Source organism: Paenibacillus sp. FSL H8-0457, assembly GCF_038051935.1.
GTDB lineage: Bacteria > Bacillota > Bacilli > Paenibacillales > Paenibacillaceae > Paenibacillus_AQ > Paenibacillus_AQ lautus_A.
This window is the reverse complement of record NZ_CP150293.1, coordinates 4,447,456-4,468,837: the sequence shown is the minus strand read 5'-3', so window position 1 is coordinate 4,468,837 and position 21,382 is coordinate 4,447,456. Positions and strand designations below refer to the sequence as shown.

Annotated in this window: 26 protein-coding genes, 1 pseudogene and 1 riboswitch; of the genes and pseudogenes, 16 read left to right on the top strand and 11 right to left on the bottom strand. The window is 49.6% G+C overall.

Annotated elements, in window-relative coordinates; all coding sequences use genetic code 11:
• Positions 1–90 precede the first annotated feature (90 nt).
• Genes MHI43_RS19685 through MHI43_RS19675 form a run of 3 tightly spaced genes read right to left on the bottom strand, consistent with a single transcriptional unit; the run spans position 91 to position 1,311 of the window.
• On the bottom strand, positions 91–597 hold the full coding sequence (locus tag MHI43_RS19685; protein ID WP_015736079.1) for an SRPBCC domain-containing protein: 507 nt from the start codon (positions 595–597) through the stop codon (positions 91–93).
• Positions 598–630: 33 nt separating this feature from the next.
• Positions 631–948, bottom strand: coding sequence for a metalloregulator ArsR/SmtB family transcription factor (locus MHI43_RS19680; protein ID WP_036661282.1), 318 nt, complete (start codon positions 946–948; stop codon positions 631–633).
• Positions 949–972: 24 nt separating this feature from the next.
• Positions 973–1,311, bottom strand: coding sequence for a DUF1801 domain-containing protein (locus tag MHI43_RS19675; protein ID WP_015736077.1), 339 nt, complete (start codon positions 1,309–1,311; stop codon positions 973–975).
• Between the two features lie 222 nt (positions 1,312–1,533).
• Between MHI43_RS19675 and MHI43_RS19670 the strand changes: the two genes are divergently transcribed.
• Positions 1,534–2,742, top strand: coding sequence for a GTP-binding protein (locus MHI43_RS19670; protein ID WP_015736076.1), 1,209 nt, complete (start codon positions 1,534–1,536; stop codon positions 2,740–2,742).
• Between the two features lie 103 nt (positions 2,743–2,845).
• Here the strand turns inward: MHI43_RS19670 and MHI43_RS19665 are convergent, their stop codons facing one another.
• The 3 genes from MHI43_RS19665 to MHI43_RS19655 are packed head-to-tail and all read right to left on the bottom strand — an operon-like array spanning position 2,846 to position 4,219.
• Entirely contained in the window at positions 2,846–3,142 is a 297-nt protein-coding gene (locus MHI43_RS19665) for a putative quinol monooxygenase (RefSeq protein WP_015736075.1), read from the bottom strand.
• 9 nt (positions 3,143–3,151) lie between these two features.
• Positions 3,152–3,790, bottom strand: coding sequence for a nitroreductase family protein (locus MHI43_RS19660; RefSeq protein ID WP_015736074.1), 639 nt, complete (start codon positions 3,788–3,790; stop codon positions 3,152–3,154).
• Positions 3,791–3,817: 27 nt separating this feature from the next.
• Positions 3,818–4,219 (bottom strand): MarR family transcriptional regulator, encoded by a 402-nt coding sequence (locus tag MHI43_RS19655; RefSeq protein WP_341283151.1) that lies wholly within the window; start codon positions 4,217–4,219, stop codon positions 3,818–3,820.
• Positions 4,220–4,530: 311 nt separating this feature from the next.
• Here MHI43_RS19655 and MHI43_RS19650 point away from each other — a divergent pair, with 311 nt between their 5' ends.
• The gene (locus MHI43_RS19650) at positions 4,531–4,782 is read left to right on the top strand and encodes a YolD-like family protein (RefSeq protein WP_015736072.1); all 252 of its coding nucleotides are present in this window, start codon (positions 4,531–4,533) and stop codon (positions 4,780–4,782) included.
• Positions 4,783–4,859: 77 nt separating this feature from the next.
• Here MHI43_RS19650 and MHI43_RS19645 read toward each other — a convergent pair whose 3' ends face one another.
• From MHI43_RS19645 to MHI43_RS19635, 3 genes are all read right to left on the bottom strand, one after another.
• The gene (locus MHI43_RS19645; protein WP_015736071.1) at positions 4,860–5,969 is read right to left on the bottom strand and encodes a GTP-binding protein; all 1,110 of its coding nucleotides are present in this window, start codon (positions 5,967–5,969) and stop codon (positions 4,860–4,862) included.
• Positions 5,966–6,943: a TIGR03943 family protein gene (locus MHI43_RS19640; protein ID WP_036661279.1), complete on the bottom strand. Its 978-nt coding sequence runs from the start codon at positions 6,941–6,943 to the stop codon at positions 5,966–5,968. The genes MHI43_RS19645 and MHI43_RS19640 overlap by 4 nt, the downstream gene beginning before the upstream one ends.
• 107 nt (positions 6,944–7,050) lie before the next feature.
• Positions 7,051–8,061 (bottom strand): permease, encoded by a 1,011-nt coding sequence (locus tag MHI43_RS19635; protein WP_036661276.1) that lies wholly within the window; start codon positions 8,059–8,061, stop codon positions 7,051–7,053.
• Between the two features lie 154 nt (positions 8,062–8,215).
• Positions 8,216–8,295: riboswitch (ZMP/ZTP riboswitch) on the top strand.
• Positions 8,296–8,360: 65 nt separating this feature from the next.
• Here MHI43_RS19635 and MHI43_RS19630 point away from each other — a divergent pair.
• From MHI43_RS19630 to MHI43_RS19580, 11 genes and pseudogenes are all read left to right on the top strand, one after another.
• The gene (locus tag MHI43_RS19630) at positions 8,361–9,230 is read left to right on the top strand and encodes a tetrahydrofolate dehydrogenase/cyclohydrolase catalytic domain-containing protein (protein ID WP_036661273.1); all 870 of its coding nucleotides are present in this window, start codon (positions 8,361–8,363) and stop codon (positions 9,228–9,230) included.
• A gap of 276 nt (positions 9,231–9,506) precedes the next feature.
• Positions 9,507–10,499 carry a LacI family DNA-binding transcriptional regulator gene (locus MHI43_RS19625; protein WP_036661270.1) on the top strand — a complete coding sequence of 331 codons (993 nt, stop codon included), beginning with the start codon at positions 9,507–9,509 and terminating at the stop codon, positions 10,497–10,499.
• 180 nt (positions 10,500–10,679) lie between these two features.
• Positions 10,680–12,182: a sucrose-6-phosphate hydrolase gene (locus MHI43_RS19620; RefSeq protein ID WP_036661267.1), complete on the top strand. Its 1,503-nt coding sequence runs from the start codon at positions 10,680–10,682 to the stop codon at positions 12,180–12,182.
• Entirely contained in the window at positions 12,179–13,600 is a 1,422-nt protein-coding gene (locus MHI43_RS19615) for a sucrose-specific PTS transporter subunit IIBC (RefSeq protein ID WP_015736065.1), read from the top strand. The genes MHI43_RS19620 and MHI43_RS19615 overlap by 4 nt, the downstream gene beginning before the upstream one ends.
• Before the next feature lie 251 nt (positions 13,601–13,851).
• The gene (locus MHI43_RS19610; RefSeq protein ID WP_081746276.1) at positions 13,852–14,649 is read left to right on the top strand and encodes a Cof-type HAD-IIB family hydrolase; all 798 of its coding nucleotides are present in this window, start codon (positions 13,852–13,854) and stop codon (positions 14,647–14,649) included.
• A 3-nt stretch (positions 14,650–14,652) separates the two neighbouring features.
• Positions 14,653–14,811, top strand: a pseudogene (locus MHI43_RS19605) (NADPH dehydrogenase); the annotation flags it as partial.
• Between the two features lie 297 nt (positions 14,812–15,108).
• A complete protein-coding gene (locus MHI43_RS19600; RefSeq protein WP_015736063.1) occupies positions 15,109–15,453 on the top strand; it encodes a PadR family transcriptional regulator in 345 nt (114 codons plus the stop codon).
• Between the two features lie 4 nt (positions 15,454–15,457).
• Positions 15,458–16,474 carry a hypothetical protein gene (locus tag MHI43_RS19595; RefSeq protein ID WP_036661264.1) on the top strand — a complete coding sequence of 339 codons (1,017 nt, stop codon included), beginning with the start codon at positions 15,458–15,460 and terminating at the stop codon, positions 16,472–16,474.
• Between the two features lie 300 nt (positions 16,475–16,774).
• Entirely contained in the window at positions 16,775–17,221 is a 447-nt protein-coding gene (locus MHI43_RS19590; protein WP_341283150.1) for a hypothetical protein, read from the top strand.
• A gap of 214 nt (positions 17,222–17,435) precedes the next feature.
• Positions 17,436–17,858, top strand: coding sequence for a hypothetical protein (locus MHI43_RS19585; protein ID WP_235201705.1), 423 nt, complete (start codon positions 17,436–17,438; stop codon positions 17,856–17,858).
• A gap of 12 nt (positions 17,859–17,870) precedes the next feature.
• Positions 17,871–18,362 carry a M23 family metallopeptidase gene (locus MHI43_RS19580; protein WP_235201704.1) on the top strand — a complete coding sequence of 164 codons (492 nt, stop codon included), beginning with the start codon at positions 17,871–17,873 and terminating at the stop codon, positions 18,360–18,362.
• 26 nt (positions 18,363–18,388) lie between these two features.
• Here MHI43_RS19580 and MHI43_RS19575 read toward each other — a convergent pair whose 3' ends face one another.
• Entirely contained in the window at positions 18,389–19,438 is a 1,050-nt protein-coding gene (locus MHI43_RS19575; RefSeq protein WP_036661262.1) for a hypothetical protein, read from the bottom strand.
• A 238-nt stretch (positions 19,439–19,676) separates the two neighbouring features.
• On the opposite strand from MHI43_RS19575, the gene MHI43_RS19570 reads away from it, so the two are divergent.
• The 3 genes from MHI43_RS19570 to MHI43_RS19560 all read left to right on the top strand — a co-directional run bounded on the left by MHI43_RS19570 (position 19,677) and on the right by MHI43_RS19560 (position 20,937).
• Entirely contained in the window at positions 19,677–19,880 is a 204-nt protein-coding gene (locus MHI43_RS19570; protein ID WP_015736059.1) for a hypothetical protein, read from the top strand.
• 28 nt (positions 19,881–19,908) lie between these two features.
• A complete protein-coding gene (locus MHI43_RS19565) occupies positions 19,909–20,184 on the top strand; it encodes a hypothetical protein (protein WP_015736058.1) in 276 nt (91 codons plus the stop codon).
• Positions 20,185–20,310: 126 nt separating this feature from the next.
• Positions 20,311–20,937: a DedA family protein gene (locus MHI43_RS19560; RefSeq protein ID WP_036661260.1), complete on the top strand. Its 627-nt coding sequence runs from the start codon at positions 20,311–20,313 to the stop codon at positions 20,935–20,937.
• Positions 20,938–20,963: 26 nt separating this feature from the next.
• Here the strand turns inward: MHI43_RS19560 and MHI43_RS19555 are convergent, their stop codons facing one another.
• Positions 20,964–21,185: a hypothetical protein gene (locus tag MHI43_RS19555; RefSeq protein ID WP_036661258.1), complete on the bottom strand. Its 222-nt coding sequence runs from the start codon at positions 21,183–21,185 to the stop codon at positions 20,964–20,966.
• Positions 21,186–21,382: the final 197 nt, after the last annotated feature.

Genomic DNA, 21,382 nt, shown 5'->3' with positions numbered 1-21,382 from the left:
CGAGCGTGATGATGCTGCATTCTGAAGAATTAAAAATAGGCGAACCAACAGGTTCGCCTCCGCTCGGTTGAGCTTCCATAATCGATGTAATTATTGCTGGCTTTCAAGGTATTCAGCGAGTTGATCAAAAGTACCGCCAAATCCTTGTTTCACCATTGGAGCCATTTCATCGAACGCTGCCAGTTCTTCCGCAGTCGCGTTTACGGGGCCTCCCTGCATGGTAAGCGTAGTTTTTCCGTCGATTTCTTCAAATGTGATGATATTCATAATTTCAAGCGGCCAGTTTGCGTTAAAAGGTGCACGTATCGTGTTCCCTTCCTCATCTGAGAATGATTGAATGAATACCAGCTTCTCAGGTTCGATAACTTCCTGATATACAAATTTACCCCACATGGCTTGACTGCCGTCCGGAGACTTCTGACAGCCTAGAAACATGCCTCCGGGACGTACATCCATTTTGATAACGTCTAAGGAAAACCCTTGAGGACCCCACCATTTGCCGAAGTGTTCAGGGTCGGTCCAAACTTTAAAAACCAGTTCCCTGGGGGCATTGAAAACACGTGACAGAAGTAAGCCTTGTTTGCTTTGCTCGGTCATTTGAATTCCTCCTAAGAAGAAGGGTAGCGGCAGCTACCTTTTCTTTTGTAATTTTTCCAAATAATCCTCAAGTTGATCTAAGCGCTTTTCCCAAATTCTGCGGAACGAGTCCAACCATTCTTCCAATTCTTGAAGCGGTTCAGGGCGTAGTTTATAAAATCGTCGATTAGCTTCCGCTTGGACTTCTACCAGTCCAGCTTCATGCAATATTTTTAAATGTTTGGAAGTCTGAGGTTGCCGGATTTGAAGACGTTCGGCAATCTGATTGACGGTTAAAGGACCTTCTCGTAACAGTTCGACCATCTGTAATCGGTTAGGTTCGGCTAGCGCGTTCAACGTTGTCTGTTTCATGGGACCTTACCCCCGATCTGGTTATTACAACGAACTTGATGCTTGAACTAATAATTCGGATAGCTGTTCATAGTCAGGAGTATCGTCTTTTCGAATTTTGAGCCATTTCCGTTCGGGTGGACCATCGAAAGTTGAAGGGACTTCTAGATTGGTTGTGTTCATGATCATAAAGGCGATTGCATCTTTGGATGGCGAAATCACGGCTGCATAGTGTCCGTTTTTGAGAAAATGCGGTTTTTTGTACTGAATCCGTTCTTCTACCTCCGGAATGGCTTCATGGATCATAAGTCGAAGCTTTTTGCCGACTTCTGCTTGCCAAGGCAAACTCAGGTTTTCAATGAACGAAATTACGTCTTGGCTCATAACGTATCCTCCTTATTTGTAAAGATTAACCAATGATTAATTGTAATATACCATTTTGAGAATATTCTTGTAAAGGAATATTATGAAATTGATTTCCGGAGATTTTTTCTGCTTGTAGAAATGTTTTTAAACGTGAAGGATTGACAATTTAATGGAGGGGATATATCATCATACCGTATAAATCGTAATTATTACGATTAAGGAATGGAGGAAGTTCATTTGATGAATAACAACAATAGAATTCCGGTTACTGTTCTTAGCGGTTACCTCGGTTCAGGCAAAACGACGGTCCTGAATCACGTGCTTCATAATCGCGAAGGGTTGAAGGTAGCGGTCATCGTGAACGACATGAGCGAAGTGAACATCGATGCGGATTTGGTGAGAGGGGAAGGAAGCCTGTCCCGAACGGATGAGAAGCTGGTCGAAATGTCCAATGGCTGCATCTGCTGCACGCTCCGGGAAGATTTGGTGCAGGAAGTTCAGAAGCTGGCTCAAGAGAAGCGTTTTGATTACATACTGATCGAATCGACGGGAATCAGCGAGCCCGTGCCCGTTGCGCAGACCTTTGTTTACCCGGATGAGGTGTCCGGCGTACAGCTGTCCGATCTCGCCCGGCTTGATTGCATGGTAACGGTGGTGGACGCGAACCGATTCTGGAAAGATTTCTCTTCGGGGCAAAGCCTGCTTGATCGGAAGGAAGCGCTGAGCGAAGAGGATACGCGGGAAGTGGTGGATTTGTTAATCGACCAGGTAGAGACTTGCGATGTGCTGTTGTTGAACAAATGCGATCTGGTAAGCGAGGACGAATTGGCCAAGGTAGAGGGCATACTGCGAAAGCTTCAGCCAAGCGCCAAAATCATCCGCACCGTGAAGGGACAAGTGGCACCTGCGGAAATTCTGAATACCGGTTTATTCGATTTTGAAAAAGCCAGTCAGTCCCCCGGCTGGATCCAGGAGCTTCAGAAGGAGGAGCACGTGCCGGAAACGGATGAATACGGCATCAGCTCTTTTGTCTATCGGAGAAGAAGACCGTTTCATCCGGAGCGGTTGGCGGCATTCATGGGTGATTGGCCGGAAGAAGTCGTACGTGCGAAAGGGATCGCTTGGCTGGCCGTGCGCGAGGATGTTGCGGCAAGTGTGAGCCAGGCCGGACCTTCGATTCAGTTCGGGCCTGCAGGATACTGGGTCGCGGCTTTAACCGAGCAGGAGCAGCAGGAGCTGTTACGAAGTGAGCCGGATGTGCGAAGGAAATGGGATAACGTCTGGGGAGATCGGATGACCGAGCTCGTGATGATCGGGATTGGGATGGAACAGGAACAAATCGAGCGGGAGCTGGACGAGTGTTTGTTGACCGACCGGGAAATGCAGCTGGACTGGTCAACGTTTCACAATCCGCTGCCATGGATGGTCATCGAAGAGCTATCGCTGTAAGGCTGCTTATCTGTTCGATCCGATATGGAATGGAGTAATAGCATAAAAAAAGCCAACTCGTCTAAACGAGTTGGCTTTTTAATACGGAATATAGTTTGCTTCATTATTTGTTGATCAGTTGGCCTGCATAGGCCTGCACGTTTAGCGGAGCTGTCAGGTATTTTGGAGCTTTAGCCACAAACGCCTGAAAATGGCTGCTCGCATTGTGGAGCCCCACAGCTTCCTGGTCTTTCCACTGTTCAACCATGAGATACGTGTTATCCTGCTCCGTATCTTTGAGCAGCTTATAAGATTCATTTCCTTGTTCCGCACGGGATGCTTCAATAAGTTCTTTTACGGATTCCAGAAATTCAGCCTCTCGTTCGCCGTTTACTTTCATTTCTGCATGAATAATAATCATCGCTATGCCTCACTTCCACTCTGCAATACGGTCAATAGGAAGACGAGTCGTCAAACGCGCTTCTTTGGCAGCTTTACCTACCGAGATGAGCATGACCGGCACATAACGTTCTTTCTCCATACCAAATGCTTCTGCAATTCGGGATTTGTCGTATCCGCCGATGGGGTTCGTGTCATATCCACGGGCACGGGCAGCAAGCATAAGCTGCATGGAAACCAAGCCGCTATCGATAAGGATCATTTCGCGGAAAGCCTGTGCCGGAATACGTCCGAATAGATCGGTATAGTTCGCCATCATCTGATCTTTTATCTCTTGCGGCAGATAACCGCGTTCCACAGCAGTGCTCATAATCTCATCTGCATTGTCGAATGCGTTCATATCTCCAAATACCGCAATGACTGCCGAAGAAGTTGAAACTTGTGTTTTGTTCCCTGGTGCCAGCTCTTCAAGCGTCGCTTTTCCTTCCGGGCTATCAACGACAAGAAATCTCCAAGGCTGAAGATTAACGGATGACGGAGCCAAAGTCGCTTCTTCCAAAATTTCAGTCATCTCTTCACGGCTGATTTTGACCGATGGGTCGTATACCCGCACAGAGCGGCGGGAAGTAATAATTTCTTTATAATCATTGTTTAGGGTCGTTACAGACATGGTATTCTCTCCTTTAGTCTCTATAAGTTAATCGGTTTTGCTTGGGTGTTTCATCCGTTGAATCTGGCTGTTCAGTTTCTGTAAAGCATGAACAAGCGCAAGTCGTTCTGATTCCGTGAGGTCTGCCTGCAGTTCCTCCATAAATCGATCTTTCTCCGCCTTAAACGCTGCGACTTTACTTTTGCCCACTTCAGTTAGCTGAACCAACGTAATCCGGTTGTCATTCTCGCATCTCGTCCGCAGAAGCAATCCTTCCGCTTCCAGCTGTTGAACATGACGGGTCACCGCAGCTGGATCGATAGACACTGCCTTCTGGAGATCCGACTGGCTAATTTCGCCGCCGGTCAGTTTGCAGAGGAGTTCCAGCCGATTGGGACTAACACCGGCACATCGTTCAAACCGAGTCGCAATGTGCTTATTCAGATGCATTAGCAAGTACAGCAGGTCTTGTGTATGGCATGTAGAGATGATAAAGACCTCCTTCAATTCATTGACTCGTCAATGGTTGATGGGTCAATCATATATGTTTATTTTCTGAAAATCAAGTCTTTTGTATAAAAAAGCGAATCGAGTCCATAGTTCCTTCAGATAATCTGAATCCTGGGAGAGCCCGAGAATTCTGAATCGCATTTGATGTATAATAGATAGTAGATTCCTAATTCATAGAATGGATAAAAGATTCGTTTTCATTGAAAATGTAATGCTGACGCATGAACAACATAAATCAGGAGGACAAGATTATGGCAAAAGCAAAAGTTCCAAAGCGACCCACCAGGGATGAGTTTGTACTGGAAGAGCTCGGAAATCAGCTTACGGAAGCTTATCAGGAGGAATCGATCATCGTACTGACGGTCTGGGGATGGGAAGAGGCGGTCCGCGGACAAATCGATCAAATGGACTCCCGCACAGGGAAGGTGCATATGAAACAGAACGGCGTCATTACGAAGGTTCCTTTTATGGATATTATGGAAGTGAATTATCCCAGGGACTAAACATAAGCGAACCGAAAAAAAGGAGATCCCTGAGGATCTCCTTATCTTTTTTTCATATCCCTGCATGCATTCAAATGTCACTGCACCACGCCGCTGAGCAAATCCTCCCACTGCTGGACAATGCGCGTTTTATCCAGGCGATGGCCGATTAACGTAAGATAGCCGCGCTGCAGCTTCAGCGTGCTGGGCTCGATGGCAAGCTGTGAACCTGCCCACTGAACCAGGGAGGGACCCGTGGAGAGCTGAATATATCCTTTGGCCCGTAGCAGGCCGGAACCGCGTGCAGCGAGAAAGGTTTCGATGAGGCTGATCTCAAGCGGGAAAGGGGTCGGTGCAGATAGAGTCAAGGTATCCAGGCCGGTATAGGAATGGCTGCCGTGTCCGGCCTCCTCTTCATGACCATGGCGATGGCGATGCTCATTATGAATGAAAGCTCCTTCATGGTTGCGGCGACCCAGCTTGCTCCGATCTTCTTCGCCGGTCCAAGCGCTGCCTTGCAGGCGGTCCGCAGGACTCCCTTGCCGGTTCGAAGAATGAGATGAATGGCTATGATTCTCCGTTGGCTCTAGCTGAAGGGCCGCAAACATTTCATGCTCATCCAAACGGCTGTAGTCGGTTACGGACAGGCTTGCCGTCGTATTGATTTTTCTAATGGAGGTAATGACTTTATGGATCTGTTTCTCTTCGCATTCTCCCGCCTTGTTCAGGATGATCCGGTCCGCGAAGCTGATTTGTCCCCGCAGGGTACGGACCAGCTCGCGACTGGATGCAAAGAAGCTGTTGTACTCGAGAAATTTGCTGCAGTCGGCCAAGGCGATTTTGCCACGGATCGATATTCGATCCACCAGTGACGGATCCTGCAAATCCTCAAGAATCTGTTCAGGATTCGCCACTCCGGTCGTCTCGATGAAGACGAGATCGGGCTTTTGATCTAACAGGCTTTTCAGGGCTTGCCCCAGCTCGTCGCGTTTGGTGCAGCAGATGCAGCCGTCAAGCAGCTTCTCGATCGGAAGATCCGGCATTTCACCGGACAGGATATCGCCATCCACGTCCTGTTCGCCCATCTCATTCATCAGGACGGCGGTTCTCCATTGCCGTTTGGCGGCATACGCCAGCAGCCTGAGGAGCAGCGTGGTTTTGCCGCTCCCCAAAAATCCGCTAATCAGCACGACGGGTATCTTGTTCATTTATTGATTTCCTCCTTGGTCTCGATATCATTCGAATACAGTTCATCAAACTCTGCGACAGAGTCCGGATTCGTGAAAATGTAAGGGGATGACGGCTGCTCGATCGGCTGAATCCGTTCCGCTTGAATCTGCAGCGTTTCCTTACCGTCCACAGTGGTGACCTGGATCGTGCCATCGATCTGAACCCACGCGTCATTCGCGAACGACGAAGCATTCGCGTCGCGCACAATGACCCCGAACGGGACGGCGTCTGCCGTGCAGCACATCACGAGGAAGCGGCTGACGGCGAAGGCGTCTTCGTTCATATGTCCATCGCGGAAAACAAATCCTTGGACGGTGATGGCCTTTCCTTGAAAATGCTGTTTGTACATATCCATGGCCCCAACGGTCTCCGAGAAAATGTCCGGCTCCACTCGGATGACGGGTAAGGTATATAAGCGCTTGGCCAGCTCCGCGAATTCCACGCTGTAGATGTCTTTGGGAACAAAACGCTCGTTCAGTGCGATGTCCTCCGCTGCCGCCAGGTCATCATTCGTTCCATGCTTCTCCATGCCCGATACGGCGGGAGCATTCCGCTCCTCGGTTTTACGGCGAACATCGGGGTTCGGATAGGTGTAGATCATGCCTTTTTTGGCCGCCATATCGCTGCCGAGGGCTTGGTCCGGCAGGAGCAGGCCGAACAGCAGCGGCACCGAGAATAACCCGTAAACCGATATGTTTTTGATCAGTCCGCTGGGCAGGGGGTGCTCGCAATCGCACACCTCGCCGGAAACTCCCGCAATGGCGTGCCACAGCATGCCGAAAGCTATGAACAACAGCGGCACGGGACAGAGCAGAAGCAGGGTCTGCATATGGGGAGCCAAGTAATAGTCCAGCGAATTTGATGCGTTCAAATGCATGATATAGGCGGCCAGAGCTGCGATAAGCAGCGATCGCAGTATATAGTGGCTTCGCAGGCTCAGACTGGGATTCACGTCCCGAACACCTCCAATCTCAAGTGGATATCCGAAGGCATAACAGCCTGAAGGTGCCGTTATTCCAACCGTTTTCGTGTATTGCCACTCTAGTTTGTTTACTACACCTAACCGCCGAATAGCGCGTTGACGGTTACAGAGCCGATAAAGACAAGCGTAATCACCAGCAGGCTTAAACCGATCACGAATTTGGTCTTGAAGGTAGCCGACAGCATGAGCAGGCTTTTGAAATCCAGCATCGGGCCGAGAACCAGGAAGGAAACCAGCGGGCCGACGGTAAAGGTGTGCGTGAATGCCGATGCCACGAAGGCGTCCGAAGTTGAGCAGAGGGACAGGATGAAGGCAAATCCCATCATGAACAGATAGGAGGCGGCAGGACCGTTCCCCAGAGCCAGCAGTTCCTCCCTCGGAATGAAGGATTGGATGCAGGCCGTCAGGAAAGCACCCAGGACTAAATATTTGCACATCTCGATCAGCTCGTCTCCGGCGTGGACAAACATGCTTCTCCAGGTTTTGGGATGCTCATGCAACAAACGTTCCCCCTTGCTGGAGCCCTGTTCGGCGAACTCTTGAAGAGAACGCTTCAGGGGGCTGCTTTTTGAAAAAACATAGACGAGCAAACCCGTCGTCACCGCGACTGCAAAAGCCAGTCCCATTCGTCCGATCATCACTTCGGGATGCGAACGGAAGGCCATGATCGTTGATGCGAATACAATGGGATTCAGAATAGGACCGCTGAGGATAAAGGTGACGGCGATATAGGCGGGCATACCTTTCAGCATCAACCTGCGAACGACCGGGATCATCCCGCATTCGCAGATGGGAAACAGGATGCCGAGCATGGAAGCGAACAGGACGCCAACCACCGGATTCTTCGGCGTGAGACGCCGCACCCATTGCTCTTTTACGAACAGCTGCAGAAGGGACGACAGCAGCACTCCAAGCAAAATAAAAGGAAGTGCCTCAAGGAAGATGCCCGTGAAGACGGTTTTAATCTGCTGTAGGTCTTGGCTGGATATGGGGTTGAAGTCCCTCTGCAGCCATATCGTCAAGACCGGAATCACGAACACAAGCGGCAGTATAAAGGGCAGCATTTTGAAGATCGCCGGATATCTCATCAAGGCCTCCTGGAGCGAATTGTTCTTAAGACATTCTATGCTTGTACCATCGGCAACATACGTGATTCCAGGCAATAAATCAAAAACTTTACGATTAAAGGGCTGCCGCATAGCCGGTGGCGCGAAGTCCAAAGTCGTGATATATTAAAAAAAGTTATCCATGTGTTACTGGCGTAGCTTGGGTCACCAAGAGGGAGCACATGGGATCATATGCCGTACGCCTGGGCAAGAGGTAAGGAGACGTTTGAGTCGCCTTGCCTCTTTATGTTTTTAATACAATGGCGAAGGAGCGGATTAGCATGAGTAAGGAACCCGTAATTTTGGATGGAAAAAAAGTATCCGATAATATCAAGGCAAAACTGACGGTGAAGGTACAGGAATTGAAACAGCAAGGGGTAACCCCTTGTCTGGCAACGATTCTGGTTGGCGATGATCCTGCTTCGGCGACCTATGTGCGGATGAAGGGAAATGCGTGCGAGCGGCTTGGCATCATATCCAAAAAAGTAGTGCTGGAGACATCGACAACGACGGAGGAGCTGATTGCCGCGATTCAAGCACTGAACGAGGATCCGAACGTCCACGGTATTCTGCTTCAGCACCCGGTACCGCACCATATCGATGAGCGGGCGGCTTTTGATGCCATCGACATTAAAAAAGACGTGGATGGAGTAACCACGCTCGGGTTCTCGCAAAATGCGTTTGGTTTCGCCGATTACCCGTCATGTACGCCGGCGGCGATTATCGCGATTATGGACTATTACAGCCTGCCGATCGAAGGGAAGCATGCGGTGGTGGTCGGACGCAGTCCGATTCTGGGCAAGCCGGTATCGATGATGCTGCTCAATCGTAACGCCACGGTTACGATCTGCCATTCGAGAACGAAGAACCTTGGGGAGATTGTGTCCCAAGCGGATATTGTGGTTGCGGCCGTAGGCAAGCCTAATTTCATTCAAGGGGACTGGATCAAGCCGGGTGCCGTCGTGTTAGACGCCGGTTACAATAAAGGAAACATCGGGGACTGCGATTACGAAGCCTGCGTCAAGGCGGCATCCGCAATCACGCCGGTACCGGCGGGCGTCGGCCCCGTGACGATAGCGACATTGCTGAAGCATACCGTCGAATCGGCCGAGCGAACCGTCCGAGGCAAAGGGAATGCACTTGACCATTAGTATGTGAAGTAAGGCTGCACCCATGAATCATCCCCTTCGAATCCTTCATTTCATGCCAGAGCCTGGAACATAGAAGCAAATATGGACCATGCAATGCTAGGCTTGGAGCCCGCATTTCACGGACCCCTGGACGTCATGGTATAGTTAGGAATAAGCGAATTACGAAGGGGAGAGATTCATGTTTATACGAATCATGGCCTGTTGTGCGGGACAACAGGGAGCTGCAGAGAATGATCCGTTCGATGCTGCGCTGCTAACGGCTCCGGAGATCTTGGCATGAAGAACACGATCGCCGATATTGCCCACAAAGCCGGAGTTGCCAAAAGCACGGTCTCCCGTTTCTTGAACGGAGGATCCGTCAGTCATGCGACACGCCGCAAGATTGAGCAGGTTATTCAGGAAACCGGCTATATCCCGAATTCTTTTGCGCAAAGCCTGAAAGCGAAAAAAACGAGCATGATCGGCACCATTATGCCGCGTCTGGACTCCTTCTCCGCATCGCAGACTGTCGCCGGCATGGACGAAGAATTAAGAAAACACGGATATCAGCTTCTGATCATCAACGCAAGCCAGGATTTATCCAGGGAGATCGAAGCGCTGTATGATCTCGCCAGACAAAAAATATCAGGCATTATTCTGTTCGCCACGCAGGTGACGGAAACCCATCTTGCCGCGATTCAAGAGATCGGCATTCCGGTCATTCTGCTCGGACAACAGCATGACCATGTCCACAGCATGATCTATAACGATTATGCCGCAGGTTATGACATGGGCCGGTACGTGCTGTCGATGGGACATCGTCAAATTGCCTATATCGGGGTGACGGAAAAGGACGTTGCCGTCGGAGTCAAGCGGAAGGAAGGGTTCCTCAAAGCGGTAAGCGAGTATGAAGAGGCGGAAGCGGTTCTCTATGAGAGTGGATTCAAGATGTCGGATGGTGTGAAAACGGCATGCTCCATGTTTGAGCTGAACCGAACGCTGCCAACGGCCGTGGTCTGCGCCACGGACAACATTGCGCTGGGCGTGATGAAAGCGGCGCACATGAAAGGCATCCCTATTCCCGACCAACTTTCCGTTACCGGATTTGGCGGATACGACGTAACCGAGGTGATTCATCCCGGGTTAACAACGGTGAAATACGGATATTTCCAAGCGGGCCACCTCGCGGCACAGCATATTATGAAGCTGGTCAACGACGAGCCGGTGGATTTCCTGACGGTCATGAATTGCGAGATGATTCATCGGGAAAGCGTTGACAATCTGAATTAGGTATTTTATACTTCAAATAACGGAACCGGTTCCAAACCGAGTGTTTGCTTGGTATTGGAACTGAGTTCATTATTTTTACCTTTGATTGGAACCGGTTCCACTGCAGTTGGATTTATTCGCGTGCACGCGTAGCACGATCTGCTTGATTTTTCAGGAAGCCTATTTATAAGGAGAAGAGATATGGACAGAGAACTGAAATACCGACGCCTGGATCAGGCTTCTCCCGAAGAGCTTTCCTCCTTAAGGAAGAAAGTGCGATTGAGCGAATGGAGGCAAAAATTTCACGTGCAGCCCATCATGGGCCTGATGAATGATCCCAATGGATTTTCTTATTACAACGGAGAGTATCACTTGTTTTACCAATGGTTTCCTCTGGGCACGTTTCACGGCTTGAAATACTGGTACCATACTTCCTCGAAAGATCTGGTGTTTTGGCAGAACCAAGGCATCGCTATTGAACCCGGTCACCCGCATGATGCATATGGCGCTTATTCGGGTAGCGGAATCGTGAAAGATGGCAAACTATGCCTCATGTATACCGGGAATGCCCGGGATGAGGAATGGAACAGGCAATCTTATCAATGCATGGCTGTGATGAACCGCGACGGATCCATCACGAAGCTCGATAAGCCGCTGATCGACCATGTGCCGGATGGATATACCGAACACTTCCGGGATCCGAAAGTATGGCAAGACAAAGACAAGTACCGGTTCGTCATCGGTGCCCAAAGGGTTAATCAGACAGGTGCGGCTGTCGTTTATGAATCCTCGGATCTGTTGGTTTGGGAATTCAAGGGGGAGATACAAACCCGAATTCAGCATTTCGGCTATATGTGGGAATGCCCCGACTATTTTGAACTGGAAGGCCAGGGCGTGCTTCTGTTTTCCCCGCAAGGGCTGCTTCCGGAGGACGACCATTTTCGAAACATTTACCAATCCGGCTATATTTCAGGCAAGCCGCTCAATAGGGATACGCTGGAGTTTGATCACGGTCCCTTTTGCGAGCTGGACAGAGGTTTTGATTTCTATGCGCCGCAGACCATGCTGGATGAGAAAGACCGGCGCATCATGGTGGGCTGGATGGGTTTGCCGGATATCGGGTATCCCACCGATTCGCATGGCTGGGCCCATTGTTTGACGCTTCCGCGTATGCTTACGTTCCGTGAAGGCAGGCTGATTCAACAGCCGGTTCCCGAGCTTCAAGCGCTCCGCGATCATGCCGTTGAGGCAGAGGATACGCTTCACAGCGAAGTGAAGAGTTACGAGGGGGTTCAAGGAACCGCATTCGAAATGATATGCGAGTTCCAAGCCATCGAGGCGGACGTCGTTGGCATTGAATTTCGGGCTGGCGAAGGGGAACGAACCGTTATTCGATATGAATCCGGCCAACGGAAGGTTACGCTGGATCGCTCTTCTTCGGGTGCAACGATTGTCAGTGATTACGGAGCGGAACGATCCTGTATGCTGCCAACCGAAAGAAATTCGATCAAATTTCATCTGTTCGTGGACATTTCTTCGGTCGAGCTGTTCATCAACGATGGCGAAGAGGTGTTTACAAGCAGAATTTTTCCGAAGTGGAACAGCCGAAACATTCGATTTTTCGTACAGAACGGCAGTGCCGGCTTGAAGGTCCGGAAATGGGATCTGACCGAAGCCGTAAAAGATAAAGAAGGGGCTGAATGAACATGGCAGCGGATAACCGGGAAATCGCAAGGCAGGTAGTGGAAGCCATTGGCGGCAGGGAGAACATCGCTTCCTTTGCCCATTGTGCGACCAGACTTAGAATCATGGTTCATGATCAGAAGAAGATCGACCAGAAGAAGGTCGAGCAGATCGACAAGGTCAAAGGAGCCTTTTTCAACTCCGGGCAATACCAGATCATTTTCGGAACAGGAACCGTCAATCAGATTTTTGAAGCGGTCGAATCCCTTGGAATGGAGAGCACAAGCAAGGAAGAACTGAAATCTCAGGCAAAAAAGTCGGGCAATCCGTTTCAGCGGGCGATTCGTACATTCGGTGACGTGTTTGTGCCGATTATTCCGGTACTGGTCGCGACTGGCTTGTTCATGGGGCTACGAGGATTGCTGACCCAGGACACCGTGCTTGCCTGGTTCGGTGCGACACCGGATGATATCTCGGCTAATTTTCTGCTCTTCACCCAGGTACTGACGGATACGGCTTTCGCTTTCTTGCCGGCCTTGGTGGCATGGTCCGCATTCAGGGTGTTCGGAGGCAGCCCCGTGCTGGGTATCGTCCTGGGATTGATGCTGGTTAACCCGGCTCTTCCCAACGCGTACAGCGTGGCGAACGGGTCGGCTGAGGCACTCATGATTTTTGATTTCATTCCGGTTGTCGGGTATCAGGGCTCGGTCCTGCCGGCATTCTTCATTGGACTGCTGGGCGCGAAATTCGAGAGATTTTTGCGAAAACGCATTCCTGACGCCATCGATCTGATCGTTACGCCGTTTCTGACCTTGCTCGTTATGATAACCCTCGGCCTGTTTGCGATCGGCCCCGTGTTCCACTCCCTGGAAGAGGTGGTTCTGAACGCGACGACCTTCTTGCTGGAGCTACCGTTCGGTATCGCGGGTCTGGTCATCGGTTTCTTTAACCAGATCATTGTGGTCACCGGCGTGCATCATATTTTCAACTTCCTGGAGATCCAACTCCTTGAGAAGACAGGGAGCAATCCGTTCAATGCGATCGTGACCAGCGCCATGGCAGCGCAGGGTGCAGCTTGTCTGGCTGTCGGACTCAAGACGAGAAATAAAAAGCTCAAGGCATTATCCCTGCCATCGGCATTCTCCGCCTTGCTGGGAATCTCCGAGCCGGCGATCTTCGGGGTCAACCTCCGTTACGTCAGACCGTTTGTTATCGCCTTGATCGGCGGCGGTGTGGGCGGTTTCATGGCTTCCATCTTTCAGCTTAAGGCCACAGGCATGGCCATTACCGTCATCCCGGGCACGCTGTTGTACTTGAACAGCCAGCTTCCTCTTTATATTTTGTGCAACCTGACGGCGATGGCGATTACGTTCGTGCTGACCTGGATGTTCGGATTCAATGATAAAATGCTTGAAGAGGTCCGCTCGGAAGCGAAATAAAGCCATAAGAGAAAGGTCCGCCCTGAACAGGCGGGCCTTTTTGGTCCGGATGCTGGTAAATCGTCTGGCTGACCGGCTTTCTTGTTCATTAAAATGGATATCTTGAAAAGAGTGCTCCCCTGCCGTTTTTGGCGTTAGCTGGACTTGATCCCGGAAGGCTTGGTAAAATTATGGCTTGCTCTGAAATGCTTTTCATCATTTACAATACAGTTACAAGCTTGAATATACGTAAAGAGAGGCGAGCGTTATTGATGAAGAAGATCCTATTTTTTGATATTGACGGTACGCTGCTGGATCATGAGAAGCAGGTTCCGGCGACAACGAAGGAGTCCATTGCTGAATTAAAGAAGGCCGGCCATATCGTAGCCATTGCTACGGGACGCGCCCCCTATCATTTTGAAGAGCTGCGGGAAGAGCTCGGCATCGATTCTTATGTTTGCTTGAACGGTCAATATGTGGTTTATGAAGGCAAACCGATCTACGGTCATCCTCTGGCGGAGGATGCCTTGCAGGAGCTGACGGAACAAGCCGTTCGGCTGGATCATCCGATTATCTATGCCGGCAGCGAAGCGATGAAGATGAACGTAACCGAGCATGTCCATATCGATTCCAGCTGGGGGGAGCTGAAACTGACGATTCCGGAATACGATCCGGAATATTACTTGGGCCGCGATATATATCAAGCCATTGTATTCTGTAACGAGGATGAGGAGGCCGATTACGTAAAAAGATTCGAAGGGCGGTTCGATTTCGTGCGCTGGGGCCCCTATGGAATTGACGTGTTACCGGCAGGGGGCTCCAAAGCCGAAGGAATCAAACAATTGATTCAGCTGCTGCGCATCGATCTGGAGGATACCGTCGCGTTTGGCGATTATCTGAATGATCTGGAGATGCTGTCGTACGTGGGCCACGGCGTGGCAATGGGCAATGCGCCGGAGATCGTGAAGCAGGCGGCCAGGCATGTCACCCGCGATGTCGGCCAAGACGGAATACAATACGGACTTCGCATGCTCGGTTTGCTGGGCAAGGAGCCGCAGGAGATTAAGTAACGGGCAAATGCGGTAATAGGCAACGAAGACGCTGATCTCGTCGCTGTTGGAAGAGGAATGCTGCGCAATCCGTACTGGGCATTAGAAGCAGCAACGGTGCTTCAGAAGGAGATCGCGATTCCGGCACAATACCAGAACGGTTTTCCCAGAAAATCGAGATAGATAGGCGGCTGAACATATAGCTGCCAACGAACTATGGAGACTGGCGTATCATTCCCTGCAAGTGAACATTATCAGGAACCCGGTAATGGGTGATCGTAATTAGAGAAGGTTATCTTACGGACCGTCACGGCCGTAGGGTAACCTTTTATTGCGTACAAGGAAATGCTCGAATTATGGTAGCCATCAAGCTTGGCAGCCGTTAACATAAGGTTATCTAAAATAATTTTAAAAGATTATTAATTGTTTATTTACATTAGTGTGTGACGTACAGTATAATAATTTCCAGGAGATGATGATATGCCAGAGGAGCAGGATATTTTAAACAGTATGGTGCAGGAACTTCGGCGGGGTACGATCATCCTTGGTGTTCTCAGTCAGTTGTCCGAACCACAGTATGGATATTCATTGGTGACCATATTGCAGAAGAGGGGGATCAACGTGGAAGCGGGTACGCTCTATCCGTTGCTGCGTCGGTTGGAGAAACAAGGCTTGCTTAATAGCGAGTGGGATACGAATGAAGCCCGGCCCAGAAAATATTACATCATAAGTCAGACAGGCAAGGATATATATCGGCAGCTCTACCATGAATGGAAGGATATGATGACAAGTCTGGAGGGACTTGTGAATGACAAGGGGGACTAAGGTGATGGATCTTATTAATAGGTATATTTATGCGGTGACCCAGAAGCTGCCCGAATCGCAGCGGGCGGATATTGAGAAGGAGCTTCAAGGACTCGTCGAAGACATGCTGGAAGACCGGGGAGTCGGCGTAGAGACCGCAAGTTTGGAAGAGGTGGAGCAGGTGCTGCTTGAGCTAGGGCCGCCCGGGGAAATGGCAGCCAGATACAGAGGAAGGGAAAGGTATCTCATAGGTCCGGGTTTGATTAACAGCTATTGGTCCGTCCTGAAGATCGTACTGTATTCGATAGCCGTTGCTCTTGGCATCGTCTACATCATTGATTTCTTTACAAGCACGGAACCCACTGCCGAGAAGCTGCTGGAATTTCTTGTTTCGCTGCTTAGCGTGGGAATCCACGGATTTGCATGGGTTACCGTTATTTTTGCCTTTATCGAATACCGCGGGGCTCGCCAAGTCCCCAATGATCCATGGAAACCCTCGGAATTGCCTGCAATTCCGGAACCAGCCGCTCGGATTAAACCGATTGAGCCGGTGCTCGGCATCCTGTTCTCCGTGCTGTTCTTCGTCCTGTTCACGTTTTCCATTAACCTGATTGGTGTTCATCGATTCGATGAAAACTCGATCGCCATTCCGGTGTTTGAACAGGCTGCCTTCGCCAAGTATTTACCGCTGATATGGCTTCTTACTGCCTTCAGCATATTCAATGAAGCCAGGAAATTAATCACAAGAAAGTGGACGCCGCAGATTGCCGTCATGCACGTCATATTTAACGTTGCTTCCGTTATCGTTGCGGTGATCCTGTTCTCCGATGTGACGATTTGGAATCCAACATTCATGGATCAGCTCGTTCACGCGGGTTTCGTAACACCGGGGGATGAAGCGTATGAGACCGTAAAATCAATTTGGGATCGATCCAGGGATGGCCTCATTTACGTCATTGTGATCATTACCTTTATTGATACCGTATCTGTCGTAATGAAATGGTTTCGGGGAAAGGAAGGCAATACGGCGTTAACCAAATAAAGACAAAAGTGTTGAAGCAAAGGGTGTCCCAACGGATCTTGGATCTGGCGGGATGCTCTTTTTTTGTGGTCAGGAAACAAACCGTGTATTTATATGGTTGGTTGGACCATGAACGACACGACACGAAATGGATAAGCATAGGATAAGGAGCGAGGCAAATATTTTTTTGACAAAAATGTGAATGATATGTGTCAAAATTATGTACAATGGTGTTATAATAAGGTAAGAGCTGAATGAAAACCCTTACAGAATGAACGGAGCTGATTAATCATGAAATATGCGATCCATTACTCTACCAGAATGAAAGACGTTATTTTGTTTTCCTTTGTCCTTAGCATTATCCTGTTTCAGGTAGCCACCTTGACCGAATATTCCTATCCTTTCTTCTTCTATATGCAGATGGCCGTGAATGTCGTTGTCGTTGCGGCACTGGCTATTGAAGGTTATGCGAGATTGGTGAAGCGGGAAGTGAATATTCAGGAGGATTCGGAGACGATTTCGATCAACGGCGTAGAGATTCGTGCTGAACAGATCCGCGAAATCAAGGTTTCCGGTTGCCATAAAGCCGCTTTTCAAATTAGCCTCAAGGATAAGACCGTAAATCCGATGTACTGCTGCTTTAAATTTGAAGAGAAGAATTGTGAAGGCATTCGGAGTCTCACGCGTTGGGCCGAGCGAAATCAGGTTTCCGTGCGCAAGGTCGGACCGCAAACCCGTTCCGGCTTGGTACTCACATCTAACCATTAATAGGCTGTATATATATTAAGAATAGAAGCATCCGAACCTTGACGAATGGGTTCGGGTGCTTCTTTGTTTTAGTTGTAGAGGAAAGGTGTTTTTCCGGGCATCTGTACCTACGGGAACTGAAAGTTTAACCAATGTTAAGATTCTGTTTCAATGCAGGTTCATTTCGTCAGATACTATTTATAACATTGGGTTTGAATATTAAGGAGGTTTGAATATGGTAGATGTTTCTAGATTCCTGTTGAATGGGGAACATCGCAAGCTGTACGAGCTGTTCGGAGAGGATTTGCGTTCACTTGCAACGATCGAACAATTTGAAGCGATGGCAGTGGAGTATACGGCAGGCGTAAAAACGTTCCATATCACGTTGGACGACACGCTCAACAAAATCCGACTGATAAACTGGATGGATGATAGCGGGGAAAAAGGCATTCAGGCGATGATCGATGAAACGGGTACCATTGTAGGGCTTATGCTATCGCCTATTGAGAGATTTCCTGAATCGGATGCCAAGCAAACCGTCACGGTTTTCCGAGTTCCGTTTAAGGGAAAATGGTATGTGTTCTGGGGCGGCGAGAATGTTACGGATAATTACCATTACGCAGAGGAAAGCCAGCGGTACGCAATAGACGTCATCTAGACGGAGAACGCCATGTCCTATGAAGGAGATCCAGCCAAGAATGAGAGTTACTTCGCGTTTGGAGAGGAGATTCTTGCTGGTGCCCGCGGGAAGGTGGTGGGTATCGAGAATAACATCAGGGACAATGAGCCTGTGGGTGAGACAAACGAAACCAAGCCCGTCGTCAACTATGTCATCATCGATCATGGACATTCAGAATACAGCCTATATGCACATTTAAAGCAGGGATCGGTATGCGTAAAGGTAGGCTCTGAGGTCGAAGCAGGCGATCTGATAGGTCTATGCGGAAATTCCGGCAACTCAACCGAAGCGCATTTGCATTTTCAAGTGTCGGATCATCCGGATTTGTTTTGGGTTAATACGAAGTCTCTTAATATTAACTGGCTTGGCGATATCAAAGGTAAGACGAGGCCAAGTTGTATATGGCGGGGTTTGAACGCTGGATATAACAAAAAGCATGGGCCTGAATTCTCAGGTCCATGCTTTTGTTCGATTCATGAATAAGCAAGCGATTCTTGTTAAGTTTGTATTTAGCTGCTGCAGCCGCCTCCGCAGCTGCTGCAGGACGAACCGCTGCTGCAAGAGGACCCGCTACTGCAGGAGGAACCGCCGCCTGATGAACCATCGTTTGACGATCCGTCATGGGAATCCGAGCCGCCTGAGCCGCAAGCCGAAGCATAGGTGCAGGAGGAGCTGCTGTTGTTTTTATGAAGCTCGCGCTCATCCGGGATCATATGATCATTGAATTGGTCCGGTGCATTCCAGGCAAAATAGACGGCCGCTGCCAGGAGCACATCGCTATTCTGAAAGTTGACCCTCTTCTCTTGACGCCGCGGCTCGGTTTGAGCGGCTCTGACCCGATCCTGCAGATCCCGGATCATAGCATCAATGGCCATGCGTGCTGCAGGAATCTTCTCATAGGTCCAGGCATTAAATCGCTTCTGGCCATGATTCACATCAAAATGGGGGGAGGTGCAAAGGTCCAGCTCTTTACGCGGCAGCGGGACGCGGAAGAAAGCTCCCCATAGCTTGGCACTGTATTCATGCCAGCCGAACAATTGCACATATACGGTATCGAACCAGGCGCGTTCATTCGGAATCGGCACATGTTCGGTACCGGTGTTGGGAGCATGGTGAAGCATCCGGCCAAGAAATCGGTCCGAGAATTGTTGATATTCGTATGTATACATCAGCATTTCATGCCAGACCTCATCGACGTCCTTGCTGAACATCGGTACGCGGTCCAACACGGCGCACATGATAAAGAAACGTTTAAGCTCCTGCCATCTCCATTCATATTCCTGTTCGGACATGTCCGGATGCTCACTCATCACGCGCTGTTTCAGCATGCTCTGATAAGTATCGGGCAGCGCAGCTTCCAGTCTGCCGACAAGCTCGTTTGCCGGGCTTCCGGCCTTGACAATCGGCGGCAGCTCCGGTATTTTCCCTCGCTGAGGCTTATTTCCCTTAGGGACCAGCTGGCTATTTTGTTTGCGTAACGAGCGTTTAACGAAAAAAGAAATAATCCATACATCCACCACGATGAATACAATGAGCAGTATCCAGGTTGTTGAGTTCATACATGCTCCTCCTGTCTATTTTGGTATGCGGAGGCGGGACTATCATTTCTCTCCATGTGTAAATTATTGCAAATGTATCGCAGGTTGGCAATCGAAATTCTGGATTCGGGCATAGCGGCCATAACTTGAATATAGGGTGTTCTTTATGATACATTCCGTGTGTGCCGGAGAGTTGGTTGATCATGAAGGTCTACGATCATATGGGACGGCAATTATGTTTACTTATAGGAGCATACATATGTTAACAGGTTGGAAACTATCTGTATTAGGTATTATTATTGTAGGCATTACAGGCATTATAGCGTCCGTTACCGGTCTGATCGAGCCTGGCCGTGCCGCCGCACTCTTCGTGGTATTCGTGCTTTTTATCGGGGCGCTGGAGCTGCTGGAACGAATAAAGAGCCGCAGGAAGAAGAAGGGAGACATGCGATCTCCCAAGTGAGAATATGAAGACGGCAAGGAGGGAGCTTGTGAATTGGGTAGCCGTACAGCCGTACTACAAAATCAACCGAATCGTGGACGGCATTGAACAACGAACGGAAGAGCAAGGGCGGGAGATGTTCCTGTACGAGGATCGAATCGTAACCAAATACCGGGAGTTTCCGATCCGGCAGGTGTTTGACCTGTCCTATCGGCCGATGGGAGACGGCGGAGGTTTCTTGTACCTGCATACCCAGCAAGGGGTGTATTCGTACACGGTGAAGGAGGATCCGGGGTCCTTCATTTCGGCATTTAAAAATCTCTGAACGAGCATAATCCCAAACAAACCTGGTCTCAGGTCCAGTTGATATCCTCGTCTACAGCACGTTTGCGAAAGCCGCGTTGTCATATAAGCTGATATATATTCCAGGGACGGATTAGGGGGCCAGGGCGTGGATACGCTATTGAATTTTATTGAACAAATCGGGCATTACGCATTATTCCTCGTATTATGCCTGGGATTGGTCGGGCTACCCGTGCCGAATGAAGTCGTGGCCATGACTGGCGGAGCGTTGGCGGCATCCGGGATATTATCGCCGGCCCCGTCTTTTATCATGACCTTTCTCGGCGTGTGCTCGGGATCGACGGTCGGTTTCATGCTTAGCCGCTTTACCGCCAGCAAGCTGTTAAACCGCGTAGGGGAAAAGTCGAAGATTCGCCAGTTTCTCGATGTATCCGAACGCTTGACCCGCCAATATGGCAATTACGCCATATGCATCAGCGCCTTTTTGCCCATCCTGCGCAATGTTACTCCGTATGCGGTCGGGATGAAGGGAATGCCGTATCGCCGGTTTGCGATCTACTCGTATACCGCGTCCTTGGTGTGGACCACCGGTTATTTTTCTTTGGGCATGTTTGTCGGCGATCAGGTCGTCGATCATATTGGCGTGCTGATTAACCGGTACGGTTATTATGCGGCTGGAATCGTTGCGGCGCTGGCCGTCATCCTGATCATTTCGTGGTGGACGCGAAGAAATAAACGAAGCAAGGAGAATAATGAGATCCAATTTCATGGATAGGCCCACGGATCGGGTTCTGATATAGCTTAAGGCTGATTCGGCAAGGTCTCGGGTGAATGGCGAATGATTTTCACGTATTCTCGGGGAGAGAACAAGGGGGCCCCTCCTTGGGAATGCTGCATCTGATATAAGCCGTTTGACGGGTTTTCCTGTAGGTAGGCGGACTGCGTGCGTAGATTCATCACGATGGCCGCCGTCAATATCATGAGAAAGACGAAGGCGCAAACTGCCGCTTTTTTGATCATCATGGGAACCACTCCTTTACATACAGTAATTTCCCGAGAGCCTCCATTTCATTCCCCGACATACCCTTTGACAAAGCTTTGATCTCAAGATATACTGATTTTCAGTGTGATTCGAAAAAATACCATATGGTTTTACCTGGAGGAGCCTGCCAACAGCGGGCTCTTTTTGTGTTTTTTTGGACTTATGCCTAAATTATGGG